This is a genomic window from Nostoc sp. DedQUE07 (genome assembly GCF_034530975.2).
Lineage (GTDB): Bacteria > Cyanobacteriota > Cyanobacteriia > Cyanobacteriales > Nostocaceae > Nostoc.
In genome coordinates, this window is record NZ_JAVRCC020000005.1 from 146,430 (window position 1) to 164,816 (window position 18,387).

An 18,387-nucleotide genomic window follows, 5' to 3' on the forward strand; every position below is an offset into this window, starting at 1 on the left:
TCTGACACATTAGTTTTCAGATGACACAGAAATCATCTATGTCACAGAATATCTGTGTCAAGTCAAGTCAATATACCGTAGTGTCTGTCTGTACCTGAGAAGCTTTCTATTTTATTCGCAAAAATCATCTCAAATTAACATATCAATATAATTTTGCAATCTTTCTTTAGATAGATAGTTAAAGAGATCCGTAATATCTCTCATAGAATAAAATAATAAATTTTTTAAAATCAGGGTAAACGCATTTAAATTCTGTAATCCATAGCCAACAAGGATTTCAAATTTTATTTCCAAAAATAAATAATGTTTTAAACCTTGGCTGAGTAAGCATTATACAAATAAGATGCGTTTGTCCTGTTTTTGAGAATAAGGACATTGCAATTTCGATCGCAGTCTCAACTAATTTTCGATCGTTTTTTATTGGTGGAAGCGCATGAATTTTCAAAGCTCTGCTTCACCGGTCATCATTTCTGATTCTAATGATGTCAAAGCTGAAATGTCTTATGTTCAGGGGATAGAGCATTTAATTGAGGTTGTTCAAGCATTGTCACTAGCACGGACGCTAGAACAAATCATGGAGATTGTACGAAAGTCTGCGCGTGAGTTGACTGGGGCAGATGGGGCTAGTTTTGTACTACGAGATGGAGATCAATGTTATTACGCAGATGAAGATGCGATCGCTCCTTTATGGAAAGGACAACGTTTCCCGATGAGTATTTGCATTGGTGGGCATACAATGCGAAACTGTCAGCCCGTTGTGATTAGCGATATTTATGGAGATGAACGGATTCCATTTGCAGCTTACCAACCAACTTTTGTCAAAAGCTTGGCAATGGTGCCGATCCGAACGTGTAACCCCATTGGTGCAATTGGAACATATTGGGCAACGTTACATCAGCCAACAGAAGAAAAAGTAAAGCTATTACAGGCATTGGCAGACACAACAGCTGTCGCAATGGAAAACGTGCAGATTTATAATGAATTAGAACAAAGAGTCCACAATCGAACTGCTGCATTAGAAAAAGAAATAGAGGGGCATCAAAAAATTGAGGCAGAAGTTAGGCGCTTATCTCTAACAGATGAATTAACTGGAGTGTATAATCGACGAGGCTTTTTTCTATTTGCAGATCAGCAATTAAAACTAGCCCATCGGCTACAAAAGCCCTGTTGTCTCTTATTTATAGATATAGATGGATTGAAGCAAATCAATGATACCTTTGGACATGAAGTTGGAGATCGGGTAATAGTAGACGCCGCAGAATTACTAAGTCAAACCTATAGAGATTCTGATATCGTTGCCCGATGGGGGGGTGATGAGTTTGTTGTATTCATTCCGAAATGTTCAGATCGTACGAATACAATTAGTGTTCGCCTACAAACTAACATTGATTTATTTAATCAAAATTCAAGTAGAAGTTATCATCTATCAATGAGTATTGGAGTTCAAGAGTGCGTTATCAATGAAGATGTTTCATTGGAAAAACTCATATTCCAGGCAGATGAGTTGATGTACCAGCAAAAACGTGCCAAGCGAAGTTCTAGCAATAACAACAGCAGCTTTTAATCCTTTACAAAGCATATCTAATGTTAATACTCAGCTTTTTTATCTCTTTTTTCATTCTTGACAGTTCTTCCGCTATCTTGACCTAATTCTCAATTTACACTTTTTAGCTTTGTATTCGTTTAAATTACGTTAATTTCTTGCGATGATGTTGGCATCCTAAATTAGGATTTTGCAGTTGATTGCTGGACAATATCATCAATTTTTTAGTCAAGAGTTTTAAGTATAAGTTCCTGCTCTCTCACTTTTTACCGTCACAGGTTCTGACTCTATATCCTCTATCTTATTAAACTCTCCAGCTTGCCAGCTATCTGTTGTATCTTTGATAAAGCTGGCAATAGGGATCGCAATTAACAAACCCAGTACTCCTCCTAACTTTGCGCCCAGCAATAAAGAAATCACCACCCACACAGGATTTAAGCCAGTCAAATTGCTGAGAATTCGAGGTGCAATAATATTAGAATTAATTTGATCGATCGCAACAGCTACACCTAAGACTTCCACCCCTAACCAAAAATTTTGCAGCGCTACCAACAAACTTACTATGGCGATACCTACCCCCGTACCAAAGGGGAAAAGTGAAAATAAGCCAATACCAATACCAAAAAGTAAAGCTAGGGGAACTTGCAGCGCCAAAAACACTAGAGTAATTGTCACCCCTAACACAGCTCCCAATGTTGCTTGACCGATGAAGTAATTGTGGAAATCCTCTCGCAGTAATTCCCGTACTCTTGGCCCAATATTAGGGGGAAACCACTGAAAAATTCCGTCCCAAAGACGTTCACCATTCAATATTAGGTAGATAGTCAGCACTACCGCCAGCAGCACATTGAGTACAATACCAATGGTATCGACAGCAAAACCAAGAATTCTACCAGTGAAGGACTGAAGTTGGTTAGATAATCGTTCCAGAACTTGGGTGAATAAACCACTTAAATTAATCGGAAGTTGCTGTTGACTTAACGCCCAATCTTGAAAAGCTTGCAGCTGCTGAGTACCAGAATCAATCCAACTGGGCAAAATATTAGCCAGTTCAACGAGTTGTTGAATAATCAGGGGAACTAAGGTGATGCCTAAAGCTACTAAAACCACCAGAGTCAAAAGTAACACTCCCCCGATCGCTAAGTTGGGTTTCACTCCTTGTTCCTGGAGAAACTGGATTGGATAGTTCAAGACAAAAGCTAGTAGGATGGCGGCGGCAATAATGCTAACTAAGGGTTGAAAATACTGTATAAGTTGGAGCAATAGCCAGCCGTTGAGAATGGCAATGGGAAATGCCATTCCTATAGTTAACCATCGCGGCAGTTTGTTTGCTGATTGCATTAGCGATCACCTCATAAGAGTTCTAACTTGATTTTGGCTTCTAGGGATGTGGGAAGTGGGGAGCAGTACCTCTGCCTCTCGTGCCCAATGACAAATGACAAATGACAAATGACTAATCCCCAAATTATGTTGGATTTTTCTCAATAAAATCCAACATAATTTTCTGATGCATTGCCCCTAAAGGTCGCACTTCGCCAGCATTTTGTGAATAATAGTTACCTTGGCGAATATCTTCTGGCGTAAATAACGCCATATCCCAGCCCTCATTCAGAACCAGTTGATTTAATTCCACCAAGAGTGGTGCATGAAAGACATGACGGACAACTCTTTCGTTGGGATAACAGCCAAATTCAACAAAGGGTGGTAGACTATAGCCTATTTCTTCTAAAATTTCTCGTTTTACCGCTACATCTGGCGTTTCACCAGGTTCGATGTGACCGCCAAACAGCGCCCAGTAACCAGGGTAGAGAATACCGGGGATGTTGTCACGCAACTGCATGAGAAACTTGTTTTTATGGTAGAGAATTGCGATCGCTACGTGCACCTGTTGATTGTTCATATCTTTATTTTTAATTTTTAATTATTCTTCTTCTAAATAAACTTCCCCCAATTCTTTGCCAGCTAAGGGAATACTTCGGTAGCGAACTTTACCCTTAATTACAACTTCTGAACCTTCACCCAGATTTTTTTGATTGGTGACAACCCAAATTTTGCCCGTTGAGTCCTTAATTTTATAAGCCCACTGTTCGATCAGGGGAGCTTGCTTTTCTACCTGACCTTGGATGTAAACTATAGCCTGATTGTCTTGTTTTAGTTTAATCTCTCCAATTGGAGTGACATTTGTACCAATTTTTAAGCCAGCACCACGCAAACCAGGCGATGTCAAGTTACCACAACTACAAAGTCCTGCGATCAGGAAAAAAATTAACCCCAAACGGTAAGGAACAATACTGTGCCCGTACAAGAACGAAAGAGATAAATTTTTTATTTGTCGCATAAAAGCCATCAATTTATTTTGGGTATCGGGCATTGGGCATTGGGCATTGGGCATTCTTCTCCTGCTCTTCCCCACTTCCTAATTCTTTATTCTTCAGATGATGCCGTTGATCTGAGAAAATAAACATTATGAATTTATTGTGAGAGAAACGCTACGACATCAAACAGCAACACAATAATAGTCGAAAGTCAAGAGTTAAAAATCAATATTTTCATTTTGGACTTTGGACAAAAAGCGAACATAGCTGGGAATTTTCATGGAAACCAAAACTGCCAAAATCCTTGATGGGAAAGCATTAGCTGCAAAAATTCAGCAAGAACTTTCTGTTGCAATTACACAATTACAACCAAAAATTGGACGACCACCTGGTTTAGCAGTGTTGATGGTTGGTGATAATCCAGCGTCAGCCGCTTATGTACGCAATAAAGAAAAAGCCTGCGCTAAAGTTGGGATCGCTTCTTTTGGTAAGCATTTTCCTGCCGAAACTACTCTCCAAGAGTTAGAAGAGGTAATTGCTGCACTCAACCACGATGAAAGAGTGGATGGCATTCTTGTGCAGTTGCCCTTACCTAACCACTTGGATGCTGTAACTCTACTACATCAAATCGATCCCGATAAAGATGCTGATGGACTGCATCCAGTTAACTTGGGGCGACTAGTACGGGGAGAAAGCGGTTTACGTAGCTGCACCCCGGCTGGTGTGATGCGGCTTTTACAAGAATATGAGATTCCTTTGCAGGGAAAACAGGCAGTAGTGGTAGGGCGCAGTATTTTGGTGGGTAAACCGATGGCGCTGATGCTATTAGAAGCTGATGCCACAGTCACGATCGCTCACTCGCGATCGCATGACCTCAAAACCATCACCCAAAATGCTGATATTCTAATTGCAGCAGTAGGTCGTCCCGGATTGATCTCTGCTGATATGGTGAAACCGGGCGCTGTTGTGGTAGATGTGGGGATGAATCGCGTCACCGATGCTAATGGCAAAAGTCGTCTCATTGGCGATGTCCATTTTGAATCCACCGCTGATGTCGCAGGATTTATCACCCCAGTTCCTGGTGGTGTCGGCCCGATGACTGTTGCCATATTGTTGGAAAATACATTTGCTAGCTATTTTAGAGCGGCAAAAGAAGAAAGAGAGTGAGGAGTGAGGAGTGATGAGTTAAAAGTTGAAAGCGATCAGTTAAAAGTTAAGAGTTGTTAACTCCTAACTCCTAATTCCTAACTCCTAACTCTTAACTCTTCATTTTTTTCAGTCCCCCAGCACCTTAAAATTGTGACGTATAAGGCAAAAATCGCAAAATGTCAGGAATTAAAGAATGGTAGCAACTGATAACGTCCAAAAGACACCACCAGAAGAAGCCACATTTAACTTAGCAGCTTATTTAAAAGAGCGACAAAAGCTTTGTGATAATGCTTTGGATCGGTCTATCTCAGTCATTTATCCAGAAAAGATTTATGAGGCGATGCGCTACTCGTTATTAGCTGGAGGTAAGCGTGTACGTCCCATTCTTTGCCTTGCCACCTGTGAAATGATAGGTGGAACCATTGACATGGCCATGCCAACAGCTTGTGCTGTGGAGATGCTCCACACAATGTCGTTGATACATGACGACCTACCAGCGATGGATAATGACGATTACCGTCGTGGAAAGCTGACGAATCATAAAGTCTATGGGGAAGATGTAGCGATTTTGGCTGGGGATGGCTTGTTGGCTCTTGCTTTTGAGTCTGTTGCCATTCAAACCCCCCAAAGTGTTAAGAGAGAGGTGGTCTTGCAGGTTATTGCCCGTCTTGGCCGAGCCTTAGGGGCAAGTGGTTTGGTCGGCGGTCAAGTTGTCGATTTAGAGTCGGAAGGTAAATCAGATATTTCCTTAGAAACCCTAAATTTCATTCATAAACACAAAACAGCCGCCCTGTTGGAAGCTTGCGTAGTTTGTGGCGGGCTGATTGCTAATGCATCACCTGAAGATGTGCAGCGACTAACCCGTTATGCTCAAAATATTGGGCTAGCATTCCAAATCATCGATGATATTTTGGATATCACTTCTACCCAAGAGCAATTAGGTAAAACAGCTGGCAAAGACCAAAAAGCTCAGAAAGTTACCTATCCCAGCCTGTGGGGACTTGAGGAATCGCGATCAATTGCCCAAGAGCTAGTTAAAGAAGCTTGTGTGGAATTAGAACCATTTGGAGACAGAGCTAAACCACTCCAAGCGATCGCTCATTTTATTATCAGCCGTAATAACTAGTAACGCTTTGGGTAATTCGTAATTCGTAATTCGTAATTCGTAATTCGTAATTCCTATACCGCAAGCGTTTCATTGATTGGGAATGGGTGGTTTGTTTACACCATACTGTACTACTACTGCCCAACGAAATTAAAAATTCACTGATTCAAAATTACAAAAGCTTACTTGATAAGCTTTTAGGTTATTTTGAATCGCTGGTCTTTTTCTAACGTGATAGATTAATTTGGGATTTTGGGTTGAATCTAAATGTTTCCTCAACCAACAACTGCTGCTAATATTTACTAACCTAACCAAAATAACATGCAGGACATAGGCAACATTTTAGACAACCGGGTGCTGCTGGTTGCTCTGGTAGCTTGTTTAATTGCTCAAGCATTAAAGCTCGTAGTTGAGATCGTCAAACATCGCAAACTGAATGTGCGTGTTTTGGTGACAACCGGAGGTATGCCCAGTGCCCATTCGGCTCTGGTTACGGCTTTAGCCGCTGGTGTAGGGCAAACACTGGGTTGGGCATCTCCTGATTTTGCCGTTGCGATCGTTTTTGCCATCATTGTCATGTATGATGCAGCCGGAGTTCGCCAAGCAGCTGGCAAGCAAGCTCGTATTCTCAATCAAATGATTGATGAATTATTCCATGAAAAACCAGACTTTAGCCAAGACCGTCTGAAAGAATTACTCGGACATACACCAGTTCAGGTAATCGCCGGATCGGCTTTGGGTATAACCATCTATTGGTTAGCTAGGTCTGCTTATTAAACTAGAGTAATAAATCTTTGTTTGAGGGGCTATTGATAATTAATAACTGGTAATTTGTCAATCAATTTTGGATTTTGGATTTTAAATTTACCCCGTGAATAAATTTAGGGAATTAAGAATGAAAGGATTTGTTCCAAAGAACTTATTTCACGCAAAGCGAGTATAAATATATTCGCTGAAAACCCTTTGAAATTTGGAATTTAAAATCACAAATTAATTCAATTGACAAATTACCACTCTGGTAGACCGCATCAAGATACCACTGAACTTAAGATCGCTAAAACCGCACAGTCGAGCGCAGCAGAATCACTTTACGACTATCTACTAGGCTGGCAACGAAACCGCCATTGTTTAGCTTTTGCAATGTATTATACGCTTCAGTTTGGTTAGTGGTATAAACTGCTAGCAAGTAAGGGCGTTGTCCATAAGAAACAAAACCGACGTTACCTCCGACCACTTGCTGCACACTATTTACTAGTTCTGGACGGTTATAATAATCTACCAGTACTGCATAACCTTCTCCTAATGCTTGAGGATTATAGCTGACTGTCTGCTGAGGTGGTTTGGGCTGTGACTGTGGCTGCACACTTGCCGTTGTCGTTGGTCGAGTGGTAATTATGGCAGACAAGCCAACAATATTGCTGACATATCTTGCCCAACGATTGGCGTCGTCAATTTTATTAAAACCCCCGACTCGCGTCACGGTTTCGTTGAGATATTTGCAGGTGATAGTTTTAAGTTCGGGTGGTAAGGCGCTACGTAACTGCTTTTGATTATTTGCTGTGGGACTGACTACTAATAAAAGATACTCACCCGCATTTGGTGGTTGACAAGAGGGAATGGTTTTTTGAGCAAGTACAGAACTCATGCCACCAATCAACCCTACAATCGCTAATCCTAAAACACTTGGTAAATTCTGAAATCTATGCACAAAAGTTAGATTATGTAAATTAAGGTGTCCTAGAAGATTTTATAAGAAAAAAGCTGAAAACCTAGCTACTTCAGTATGGTGATGAAATATGTGTCAAAAAATATATTTTGTTACTCAAAAATAAAATCAGGGAGTGGGGGAAGAGGCAGAGGGGCAGAGGGGCAGAGGGGCAGGGGAGCAGAGCAGACAAGGGGACAAGGGAGAATTATTGAACAATCTCCCTTGTTTCCCCATCTTCCTTATCTTTTCTCCATGCCCAATGTCCAATGCGCTATGCCTAAGATACGGTAGTAAGCGATGCCAAAGCATCTGGTATTGCCTCAGAAGGAGCCTGGAATTCGCCAGTAATAACGTACTCTAAACGCAGTTTTAACCAAGTAATAAATTGAGGATTTGTAGAAATAATTGCTACTGCTGGTTGGGGACATTTTGCTTTTAGCTCTTTAAACTGCGGTGTTTCCAAGAAAGCTGGTTGCTCAACTAACCAAAAATCTATTTCTTTTTCTTGTTCGTGGTAGTTACGGGTGCGTTCTTTGAGAACTTCGTGTATCGGTTCTTCTTCGAGAAGAAAGCGGTGACTTGCCAAAACGTAATGGTATGTTTGCATTTTCATCCTTTGCTTGCTATGTGAATAATTTCAGGGCACAGTGACTCTGTACCCTGACAAAACTAACTAACTTTTCTGGGATTTCTTGAACCAAGAACTGAACGGACAAGCACTTTTCTGGTTTTCAGATTTTGTCTGTTTGCCACCAGATGTTAGCTTTTCCAAGAACAGATTATTGTCGAAGTAATGTTCTAAGGAAATAACCTTCAAGTCATCGGTAACTTTTGCAATGCTCATACCGATAATTTCTATTGTTTCTCCAGTAGGTGCATGGTCTTTATATTCTCCGTTAAAATGTCCCCAATGCCGCCATTTAAATGTTACATTCGGTGGCCCTGAGAAAACTTCCAGCACTTCCCAAGGAAATCCTTGAGGAAATGTTGTGTGGAAGACTTTTGCGGATGATTCAAAGCTTTCTTCTGAAGCTTTGTAATGCTCTGAATCAGGCATAAATAGATTGTAAGTACCTTGGGCTGATAAATCTGCTGCGGTATACTCTACTCCGCCATTGGTACTGACGCGAAAGTTGTCATTCACAATAGATAACCACTCTTGCGGGTTAGCTTTGAAGGATACCTCCATCTCGAAGGTTCTCACCAAGTTTTGCACGATCGCTTCCAGTGTTCCTTCAAGATGATTATAGATACTTTCTTTAGCAAGATTCTCTTTTGAACGGGAATAATCAGGCGGTGTCTGATAGCGCCACTTGACATCAGTACTTTCTGCTATCACCTTATCCCGATCCTGTACCCAAAGTGGCAGGTTGTTAGATTGTGTTGCGCTCATAGAAGTTTTTGCTGAAGATTCGATCCCAATTTCTAGATTTCGCAGTGACAACCCCTCTTTTTATATAGGGAGCAGGGGGCAGGGGAGCAGGGGAGCAGGGAGATGAGGGAGTTAGGGGACAAGGAGACAAGGAGATAAACAAAACTCCTAACTCCTAACTCAGCACTCAGCACTCCTAAAGCCCAATGCCCAATGCCCAATGCCCAATGCCCAATGCCCCATGCCCTATTCCCCATCCCCCCTTATAGCTTGTTTCATCTCGCGGACTGCCCTTTCCATACCTACTAATGCTGCCCGACTGATGATGGTATGACCAATGTTCAGTTCTTCCATGCCTGGAAGCGCAGCCACCGGATAGACGTTCCAGTAGGTGAGTCCGTGACCAGCGTTAACTCGCAATCCGGCTTGAATCGCTTGTTCACACCCTTTTGCTAATATGGCTAATTCTCGCTGGCGATTTGTTTCATCTTTAGCCTCAGCATATTGTCCGGTGTGCAATTCAATAAACTGCGCCTGTGTCTTGACAGATGCTTCAATTTGTGCTGGTTGGGCATCGATAAATAAACTAACTGGAATGCTAGCGCTTTGCAATTTATCGACTATCTCACCTATTCTAGCAATTTGGAGGGCAATATCTAGTCCGCCTTCTGTTGTGACTTCTTCGCGCTTTTCGGGGACTAAAGTCACGTAATCTGGTTTGATATCAAGAGCGATCGCCAGCATTTCATCTGTAGCGGCCATTTCTAAATTAAGATGCGATCGCACTGTTTGCCGCAATATCCGCACATCCCGATCTTGGATATGTCGCCGATCTTCACGCAGATGCACCGTAATTCCATCTGCACCCGCTAATTCTGCCAGTACCGCCGCCGCTACTGGGTCTGGTTCCACCGTCCGCCGCGCTTGCCGGATAGTGGCGATGTGGTCAATGTTAACGCCAAGTGTAGGCACCCCAAGTTTCTCCCAAATCCACAGTCCTTAGAACTTGATTTTACTGGAAATAGCGGTAGTTTTGCTGAAGGAGCTACAGATAGATTACACGCGTACAATGCGATTGTTTAAAAGAAAACTGAGTTAGCAAAAGCTTATTCTTGGGCAAACTACTTTAAATAAGTAGCTGATTTCACAAGAGTTGATGAAGTATGAATACAGCAGTTGAGCCGATGGACAAGCTTTTGAACTATCAAATTAGCGAACAACTTTATGCAGGCTCTAGAACCGTAGTTTACCGTGCTATTCGAGAGGCGGATCGACTTCCGGTTGCGATCAAACTGCTCCAGCAAGAGTATCCTACTTTCAATGAACTACTGCTGTTCCGTAATCAGTACACTATTGCTAAAAATCTTGACCTATCCGGTATTGTTCGTCCCTACAGTCTGGAACCTTACCGCAACAGCTATGCTTTGGTGATGGAGGATTTTGGCGGCATTTCCCTCAAAGATTGGCTCAACCAAAAAATAGGAAGCAACCAATATACTTTGACCGATTTCTTGGATATTGCGATCGCTCTAAGTAATATTCTTGACGGACTATACCGCCATCAGGTTATCCACAAAGATATTAAGCCTGCCAACATCCTCATCAACCCGGAAACTAAGCAAGTCAAGTTAATTGACTTTAGTATTGCCTCTCTTTTACCTAAAGAAACCCGCGAAATTCACAGTCCCAATGTCTTAGAAGGTACTCTCGCTTACCTTTCCCCAGAACAAACCGGGCGGATGAATCGTGGAATTGACTATCGCAGTGATTACTATTCCCTCGGCGTTACCTTCTATGAATTGCTGGCTGGACATCTGCCCTTTGAGTCTAACGATCCGATGGAGTTGGTTCACTGTCATATTGCAAAGCTTCCAGAGCAATTAGGGTGCAGAGGGCAGGGGGCAGGGGGCAGGGGGCAGGGGGCAGGGAGCAGGGGGGAAGAAGAAATTCCCGAAGTTCTTTGTGGAATTGTGATGAAATTGATGGCGAAAAATGCTGAAGACCGCTATCAGAGTGCATTAGGGCTGAAATTTGATTTAGAAAAATGTTTGTCTCAATTGCAGGAAATTGGCAGGGTTAAATCCTTTCAATTGGGTGAGCGGGATATTTGCGATCGCTTCATCATCCCAGAAAAGCTCTACGGTCGCCAAGCCGAAGTTCAAAATTTACTGGATGCCTTTGAGAGAGTCAGCCAGGGAAGCACTGAAATTATGTTGGTAGCGGGCTTTTCTGGCATTGGCAAAACTGCTGTGGTGAACGAAGTCCATAAGCCAATTGTGCGACAACGGGGTTATTTCATTAAAGGTAAATTTGACCAGTTCCAGCGCAACATCCCTTTCTCTGCCTTTGTGCAAGCCTTTCGAGACTTAATCAGGCAACTGCTAAGTGAAACTGACGCCCAATTCCAGCAATGGAAGCGCAAAATTATTTCTGCTTTGGGTGAACACGGACAAGTGATGATTGAGGTGATTCCAGAACTGGAAAGTATGATTGGTAAACAGCCTCCTGCGCCAGAACTCTCTGGTGGTGCAGCCCAAAATCGCTTCAATTCGCTGTTTTTGAAATTCACTCAAGTCTTCACTGCATCAGAGCATCCATTAGCGATCTTTATTGACGATCTGCAATGGGCAGATGCTGCTTCTTTAAACTTAATGCACTTGTTAATGAGCGAAGCTGACATCGGCTATTTATTGTTAATTGGTGCTTATCGAGATAACGAAGTCAACCCAGTACATCCCCTGATGCTGACTTTAGAAGAGATTCAAAAGTTAGATGCTACAGTCAATACGATTACTTTATTACCTCTCGATCGAGTTTCTATCAATCATTTGGTTGCAGATACATTGAGTTGCTCTTTAGCTTTAGCCACACCTCTAACAGAATTAGTATTGAGCAAAACTAAAGGAAATCCTTTCTTCAGCACCCAGTTTCTCAAAGCGCTACATCAAGATAAACTAATTACATTTAATTTTAATGGTGGTTATTGGGAATGTGATATTGCTCAGGTGCGATCGCTCGCTCTTACCGATGATGTAGTAGAGTTTATGGCAATTCAGCTTCAGAAATTGTCAGCTAAAACTCAAGAAGTTTTGAAGTTAGCGGCTTGTGTAGGAAATCAATTTGATTTAGCGACGTTAGCGATCGTCCATGAAAAATCCCAAGTCGAAACAGCCGCAGACTTTTGGAAAGCTTTGCAAGATGGGTTGATTATTCCTACCAATGAAGTTTACAAGTTCTATCATGACGAGTCTGAATTGAGAATTCAAAACTCCGAATTTCAGCAACACAATTTTCCTGATTCTTGCTCTTACAGATTTCTTCATGACCGCGTTCAGCAAGCAGCCTATTCTCTTATCCCTGAATCTCAACGAAAAGCTACTCATTTCAAGATTGGGCAATTACTGTTAAACAATACATCACCTGAAGCGCTTGAAGCTAGCATTTTTGACATTGTTAATCAGCTAAATGAGGGAATTGACATAATTGATGGACAATCTCAAAGATATGAACTAGCTAAACTGAATCTAATCGCTGGTAAGAAAGCAAAAGCTTCTACTGCTTATAAAGCAGCCCTGAAATATTTTACATTGGGTAGAAGCTTGCTGATAGCAGAAAGTTGGCTATTGAATTATAAAATTACATTTGAATTACATCGAGAATCCGCAGAATGTGAATATTTAAATGGTAATTTTCACCAGGCGGAAACATTATTTCAGATAGCGTTAGCTCAAAGCCAAGATAGGTTTGAGCAAGTAGAGATTTATCGAATTCAGATGTATCTGAGAATGACTCAAGGTGAAAATATAGCAGCTAGTATTGAAGCTGGAGTAAAAGGTTTGAGCATTATGGGGATGCATCTGCTAGTCACTCCTGAAGAACAGCAAGCTGTTATCGAAACTGAACTTCAAGAATTAAAAGCTAAACTGCAAACGATTCGCATATCAGATTTATTCGATCTGCCTGAGATGACAGATCCAGAAAAGAAGGTTTGTATGGGTATTTTAGCTGACCTTTGGGCAGCAGCTTATATGGGAGGAGATCAATATTTTACTTGCTTGGTTCCTCTATTAGCGATCAATTTATCGTTTAAATATGGCAATGCAGAAAGTTCTGGTTTTGCTTACTGTATATATGGGATGAGTCTGGCAAATCAAGGAAATTATCAAACTGCTTATGAGTTCGGTACATTAGCACTAAAACTCGATCGTCACTTTAATAGTACTCAATTTATTTTTAAGACCAATAATATCTTTGCACACACGATTAATCCCTATAATCAGCATTTGAAAACGAATTTGCCACTTTCTCAGGAATCATTCCAAGTCTGTCAAGAAACTGGAAATTTAGTGTTTGGTGTTTGGGCGGTTTCGTTTTTGATTTGGGCAATGTTAATTAAAGGCGATCGCCTCTCAGATGTTTACGCGGAAACTGAAAAATATCTGAGTTATGTCCAACAGGTTAATGATGCCAATATGCTGTATGCATTTACTTTACAGCAGCAGTTTTTATTAAATCTGCAAGATATATCTAAAAATACCGATTTATTAGGCGATCGCAACGACGAAAATATTCCCTATATAGAAGTATGGAGACAGAAGAATAACTTCGATCATGGAATTAATTGGTACTGCTTTCTTAAAATCCAATTGTCGTACCTTTATGGTCGTTACACCGATGCTGTGCAAGCAGCAGAAGAAGCTGAGAAAACTCTTGGTTGTAACTCTGGTTTTTTCCCAATTATTCAGTATCATTTCTATTATCCACTCAGCTTGATAGCTCTTTATCCCAATGTGACATTAGAGAAGAAAAAGCAGTATTGGGACATTATTCGAGAGCATCAACAAATTCAGAAAAATTGGGCGAATAGTTGCCCAGACAACTTTCTACATCGATATCTCTTGTTATCTGCGGAAATAGCAAGAATTTCTGGCAAATATATGGATGCAATCGAGTCATACGATCGCGCCATTGCTAAAGCTAAAGAAAACGAATATGTCAACGAAGAAGCTCTCGCCAACGAACTTGCAGCCAAGTTTTATTTAGAATGGGGCAAAGAACGCATTGCTCAAGAGTATTTAATTAATGCTTACTATTGCTACACCCGTTGGGATGCTAAAGCTAAAGTCGATGACCTAGAACAGCGTTATCCACAACTGTTAGCCCCAATTTTACAACAGAGGCGATCGCCACTCACACCCAATGACACAATCGCAAATATTGACAGCATTACTACCTTCCACCCAAGCATTCATAAATCAGTAACATCTAGCAGCAATACATCAGTAATGCTAGATTTGGCAACAGTTTTAAAAGCCTCTCAGACTCTCTCCAGCGAAATTGAATTAGATAAATTACTTACGAAGCTGCTACAAGTAGTGATTGAAAATGCTGGAGCAGATAAGTGTGCGTTACTACTGCTTAAAGAAGATAGATTGCTAGTTGAGGCGATGGCTCAAGTTGGGCAACAATCAACAGTGTTACAGTCCATTTTTATGGAAGATAGTGCAGACGTTCCCCATAGTCTAATTTACGCCGTTAAACGTAACTTGCAATCTACCGTTATCTTTGATACAACATTGCATCCGGCGCTAATAACCGATCCCTATATTATTCGTCAGCAACCCAAAAGCTTGCTGTGTACGCCGATTCTCTATCAAGGAAAATTGTTAGGGATTTTATATTTAGAAAACAATCTGATGACTGGGGCGTTTAGTAGCGATCGCGTCGAAATTCTTAATCTATTATGCACTCAAGCTGCAATTTCCCTAGAAAACGCTAGGCTTTATCAGCAAGCACAAAATGCTCTAGAAAACTTGGGACAGACGGAACAATTTTTGCGGTTAATTATTGACAATATTCCACAATCTGTTTTCTGGAAAGACTGCAATAGTGTTTATTTAGGCTGTAATCATAAATTTACGCAAACTTGGGATCTAGGAATGCCAGAAAATGTTATTGGGAAAACAGATTATGAGCTTCGCTGGACTAAGGAGCAATCAGATTTTTTTGTAGCGCGCGATCGCCGCATTATTGAGTCTGGGGAAGCGGAACTCAACATTATCGAAACCGTGCAGCAAGTAGATGGAACACAAAAGTGGTCTAATACAAATAAAATTCCTCTAAAAGATAGAGAAGGAAACGTTTTTGGCATTCTAAGCACATCTGAAGACATCACTGAACGCCAACAAGCACAACAATTGTTACAGCAGCAAAAACAACAGTTGGAACAAGCGTTGGAAGAACTCAAAACGATGCAATTGCAAGTGGTGCAAAATGAAAAAATGTCTGCTCTTGGCAATCTGGTAGCAGGTGTTGCCCATGAAATCAACAATCCTGTAGGCTTCATTGCTGGTAATATTGAACCTGCCAAAGATTATGTTAAAGATTTGTTTGGACTAATTAATCTTTATCAACAAAAGTTTCCCAATCCCAGTTTAGATATTCAAGATGAAATTGATGCCATTGACTTGAATTATTTACGCCAAGATTTGCCTAAATTACTAGACTCGATGAAATTGGGTGTTAACCGTATTCGTAGTATCAGTACCAGTTTGCGAACCTTCTCCAGAGCAGATAAGGATTATAAAGTTCCTTTTGATATTCACGAAGGGATTGATAGCACTATTCTGATTCTCAGACACCGTTTAAAAGCTAATGAAAACCGTCCAGCAATTGAGGTAGTGAAGAATTATGGCAAGCTACCCCTAGTGGAATGCTTTGCGGGACAACTTAATCAGGTATTTATGAACTTGTTAGCAAATGCCATTGATGCGCTTGAACAATACAATACAGAACGCAGTTTGGAAGCGATTCTTGCCAACCCCAATTGCATCACTATTCAAACTCGTGTAGTAGATTCAGGTCAAAATGTTTTGATTAAGATTGCTGATAACGGGGTGGGGATGCCACCAGAGGTTAAACAAAAAGTGTTTGACCATTTGTTCACTACCAAGGCTGTAGGAAAAGGCACTGGGTTAGGATTAGCGATCGCTCGTCAAATTGTGGTAGAAGCACATGGCGGTTCGATCTCTTGTACTTCCGAACTTGGAAAAGGTACAGAGTTTGTCATTCAAATCTCTACTCAACAACAATAATGAGTGTTGAGTACTGTTAGCGATAGCGGAGTGTTTAGCCCGTGCTGAGTAATTTCCACTTTACTCAGCACTTTTCATTTTTGCTTTTTAAATTTTTAGTTTGGAGTCAAGCTACAATGATGCTTCAATTGCGGAAAGTATGGTTGAAAATTAATCCCCAATGGAATGCCCAAATCAACAAAAAATACTACTCATTTAAATGGCGATCGCGTAATTTTATATTATTATCAATTGTGGTATTTTTGTCTATTAGTATTAGCGCCACAGCTATCACTAGTTACAAGATTGTTAAGGGATTGCTGCTCGATAGTCTGAAAGAACAAGTACTATTAAAAACACGCAAAGGTCAGGATGATATTGATAATTGGTTAGCCATTCGTAAAACAGAAATTAATACTTTGGCAAATTCTGGTGTGGTGCGATCGCTCGATTGGTCTGTAATGGAACCTTACTTGCAATCTGAATTGAAGCGGCTACAAACGTTTTTGCTCATGGGGTTGGTCACACCGGATGCTCTATTAATCAATACTCACGGAGATCATCTCAATGTTAAAGACCGAGAATTTTTTCAGCGGAGTATAGCGGGTGAAACAGTAGCAACCGATCCAATTATTGGACGCACAACTAAACAGTTACAGATTCAGATTAGTTCGCCGATTCCTGCCGAAACAGGCATAAAGCCAGCAGGTGTTTTAATGGGAGGAATTCCAATTAACCGAGTCGTTGAGGCGATCGGCAATTTACATCAAGGTAAAGGCAGCTATGCCTTTGCGCTGAATTCTCAAGGAGTTCCCATCGCCCATCCCAACACGGAACTAATTGGTACAGCCGAAAAAGCCGCTCAGAGTTTCCTTAATTCGCCCAATCCCAGGTTAGCGGAAATTACTCAAAAAATGGTAGCTAAACGCACAAGTATTGAATTAGCTCAACTGGATGGTAAATGGAGCTATGTTGCTTACACTCCCCTCAGAGAGGCAAATTGGTCAGTAGCGTTAATTGTGCTAAAAGAAAATATTGAATCGCCATTACAGGCGTTGAATTTGTTGGCTACCGTTTTGGGAGGATTGCTGGCGGTTGGGTTGATTAGTGCGTGGCGACAGGTGCAACTATATGAACAGATTCGCGATCGCGCCTTGATTTCTAGCCAGCAGACGCAACAACTCAGCAAAACCCTGAAAGAATTGCAAAATACTCAAGCTCAACTCATCCACACCGAAAAAATGTCTAGTCTGGGACAATTAGTGGCTGGAGTGGCACATGAAATTAATAATCCCGCCAATTTTATCCATGCCAATCTCAACCATGCCAGCGTTTACAGCCAAGATATCCTCGATTTACTCAAGCTTTATCAACAAACCTACCCAAATCCTACCCCCGAAATTAGCGATCGCGTTCAAGACCTTGATATTGAGTTTCTTGCAGAAGATTTACCTAAATTAATGGCATCAATGCAAGTGGGAACCAAACGCATTCGTGAAATTGTGCTGTCGCTGCGTAATTTCTCGCGCCTCGATGAAGCAGATATGAAATTTGTAGATATTCACGAAGGATTAGATAACACTCTGATGATTTTGAATCGTCGCCTTACAGCTACGCCCAATCTACCAGAAATTCAGATCGTTAAGCAATACAGCGATCTACCGCTAGTAGAATGCTACGCAGGGCAACTCAATCAAGTGTTTATGAATGTTCTCGTGAATGCGATCGATGCACTAGAAGAAGCCAGCCAAAAACGAAGTTTTGAGGAGCTTAAAACTAACCCCAATCAAATTAAGCTCCAAACCCAAATTGACAAATCAAGTCATTGCGCGATCGTTCAGATTTACGATAACGGTATTGGGATGTCAGAGAATGTCAAGCAACGGGTATTTGACCATATGTTTACGACTAAACCTGTGGGTAAAGGAATCGGATTAGGAATGGCGATCGCTTATCAAATTGTTGTAGATAAACATCGAGGAACTATTGAAGTTGATTCAACCCCAGGATATGGAACAGAGTTTACCATCCGTATTCCTTTAACAAGTAAAAATTAAAAATTGCTGACAAAATTGAAACAGTCGAAGATTATATCAATAAGTTTTTTTGGCTAATTTCTACA

Annotated in this window: 13 protein-coding genes; 6 read left to right on the plus strand and 7 right to left on the minus strand. The window is 41.1% G+C overall.

Annotated elements, in window-relative coordinates; translation table 11 throughout:
• The first annotated feature begins 433 nt into the window (after positions 1-433).
• Complete coding sequence (locus tag RMZ95_RS06040; protein WP_322684949.1) at positions 434-1,564, plus strand: sensor domain-containing diguanylate cyclase; 1,131 nt, start codon at positions 434-436, stop codon at positions 1,562-1,564.
• 216 nt (positions 1,565-1,780) lie between these two features.
• Here the strand turns inward: RMZ95_RS06040 and RMZ95_RS06045 are convergent, their stop codons facing one another.
• The 3 genes from RMZ95_RS06045 to RMZ95_RS06055 form a co-directional block, all read right to left on the minus strand.
• Complete coding sequence (locus tag RMZ95_RS06045) at positions 1,781-2,884, minus strand: AI-2E family transporter (protein WP_322684948.1); 1,104 nt, start codon at positions 2,882-2,884, stop codon at positions 1,781-1,783.
• 124 nt (positions 2,885-3,008) lie between these two features.
• Entirely contained in the window at positions 3,009-3,443 is a 435-nt protein-coding gene (locus tag RMZ95_RS06050; RefSeq protein ID WP_322684947.1) for an NUDIX hydrolase, read from the minus strand.
• 21 nt (positions 3,444-3,464) lie between these two features.
• Positions 3,465-3,935 carry a hypothetical protein gene (locus RMZ95_RS06055; protein WP_322684946.1) on the minus strand — a complete coding sequence of 157 codons (471 nt, stop codon included), beginning with the start codon at positions 3,933-3,935 and terminating at the stop codon, positions 3,465-3,467.
• 202 nt (positions 3,936-4,137) lie between these two features.
• Between RMZ95_RS06055 and folD the strand changes: the two genes are divergently transcribed.
• From folD to RMZ95_RS06070, 3 genes are all read left to right on the plus strand, one after another.
• Positions 4,138-5,025, plus strand: coding sequence for a bifunctional methylenetetrahydrofolate dehydrogenase/methenyltetrahydrofolate cyclohydrolase FolD (gene folD / locus RMZ95_RS06060; protein WP_322684945.1), 888 nt, complete (start codon positions 4,138-4,140; stop codon positions 5,023-5,025).
• Between the two features lie 175 nt (positions 5,026-5,200).
• On the plus strand, positions 5,201-6,133 hold the full coding sequence (gene crtE, locus RMZ95_RS06065) for a geranylgeranyl diphosphate synthase CrtE (RefSeq protein ID WP_322684944.1): 933 nt from the start codon (positions 5,201-5,203) through the stop codon (positions 6,131-6,133).
• Between the two features lie 300 nt (positions 6,134-6,433).
• On the plus strand, positions 6,434-6,889 hold the full coding sequence (locus RMZ95_RS06070) for a divergent PAP2 family protein (protein ID WP_094350479.1): 456 nt from the start codon (positions 6,434-6,436) through the stop codon (positions 6,887-6,889).
• 277 nt (positions 6,890-7,166) lie between these two features.
• Here RMZ95_RS06070 and RMZ95_RS06075 read toward each other — a convergent pair whose 3' ends face one another.
• The 4 genes from RMZ95_RS06075 to RMZ95_RS06090 form a co-directional block, all read right to left on the minus strand.
• Positions 7,167-7,820 carry a hypothetical protein gene (locus tag RMZ95_RS06075; RefSeq protein WP_322684943.1) on the minus strand — a complete coding sequence of 218 codons (654 nt, stop codon included), beginning with the start codon at positions 7,818-7,820 and terminating at the stop codon, positions 7,167-7,169.
• Between the two features lie 277 nt (positions 7,821-8,097).
• Positions 8,098-8,427, minus strand: coding sequence for an MgPME-cyclase complex family protein (locus RMZ95_RS06080; protein ID WP_322672049.1), 330 nt, complete (start codon positions 8,425-8,427; stop codon positions 8,098-8,100).
• Between the two features lie 66 nt (positions 8,428-8,493).
• Positions 8,494-9,213, minus strand: a complete 720-nt coding sequence (locus RMZ95_RS06085) for a SnoaL-like polyketide cyclase (RefSeq protein WP_322672048.1) — start codon at positions 9,211-9,213, stop codon at positions 8,494-8,496.
• Between the two features lie 225 nt (positions 9,214-9,438).
• Positions 9,439-10,164, minus strand: a complete 726-nt coding sequence (locus RMZ95_RS06090; protein ID WP_322672047.1) for a pyridoxine 5'-phosphate synthase — start codon at positions 10,162-10,164, stop codon at positions 9,439-9,441.
• 191 nt (positions 10,165-10,355) lie between these two features.
• On the opposite strand from RMZ95_RS06090, the gene RMZ95_RS06095 reads away from it, so the two are divergent.
• Positions 10,356-16,286 (plus strand): AAA family ATPase, encoded by a 5,931-nt coding sequence (locus RMZ95_RS06095; protein WP_322684942.1) that lies wholly within the window; start codon positions 10,356-10,358, stop codon positions 16,284-16,286.
• A 116-nt stretch (positions 16,287-16,402) separates the two neighbouring features.
• Positions 16,403-18,322, plus strand: coding sequence for an ATP-binding protein (locus RMZ95_RS06100; RefSeq protein WP_322684941.1), 1,920 nt, complete (start codon positions 16,403-16,405; stop codon positions 18,320-18,322).
• The last annotated feature ends 65 nt before the right edge of the window (positions 18,323-18,387 follow it).

Excerpts from the sequence above, each read along its gene's own strand:
- RMZ95_RS06100 (WP_322684941.1), top strand. The coding sequence starts at position 16,403 with ATGATGCTTCAATTGCGGAAAGTATGGTTGAAAATTAATCCCCAATGG.
- RMZ95_RS06040 (WP_322684949.1), top strand. The coding sequence starts at position 434 with ATGAATTTTCAAAGCTCTGCTTCACCGGTCATCATTTCTGATTCTAAT.
- RMZ95_RS06055 (WP_322684946.1), bottom strand. The coding sequence starts at position 3,935 with ATGCCCAATGCCCAATGCCCAATGCCCGATACCCAAAATAAATTGATG.
- RMZ95_RS06050 (WP_322684947.1), bottom strand. The coding sequence starts at position 3,443 with ATGAACAATCAACAGGTGCACGTAGCGATCGCAATTCTCTACCATAAA.
- RMZ95_RS06080 (WP_322672049.1), bottom strand. The coding sequence starts at position 8,427 with ATGCAAACATACCATTACGTTTTGGCAAGTCACCGCTTTCTTCTCGAA.
- RMZ95_RS06045 (WP_322684948.1), bottom strand. The coding sequence starts at position 2,884 with ATGCAATCAGCAAACAAACTGCCGCGATGGTTAACTATAGGAATGGCA.
- RMZ95_RS06095 (WP_322684942.1), top strand. The coding sequence starts at position 10,356 with ATGAATACAGCAGTTGAGCCGATGGACAAGCTTTTGAACTATCAAATT.
- folD (WP_322684945.1), top strand. The coding sequence starts at position 4,138 with ATGGAAACCAAAACTGCCAAAATCCTTGATGGGAAAGCATTAGCTGCA.
- RMZ95_RS06085 (WP_322672048.1), bottom strand. The coding sequence starts at position 9,213 with ATGAGCGCAACACAATCTAACAACCTGCCACTTTGGGTACAGGATCGG.
- RMZ95_RS06070 (WP_094350479.1), top strand. The coding sequence starts at position 6,434 with ATGCAGGACATAGGCAACATTTTAGACAACCGGGTGCTGCTGGTTGCT.
- crtE (WP_322684944.1), top strand. The coding sequence starts at position 5,201 with ATGGTAGCAACTGATAACGTCCAAAAGACACCACCAGAAGAAGCCACA.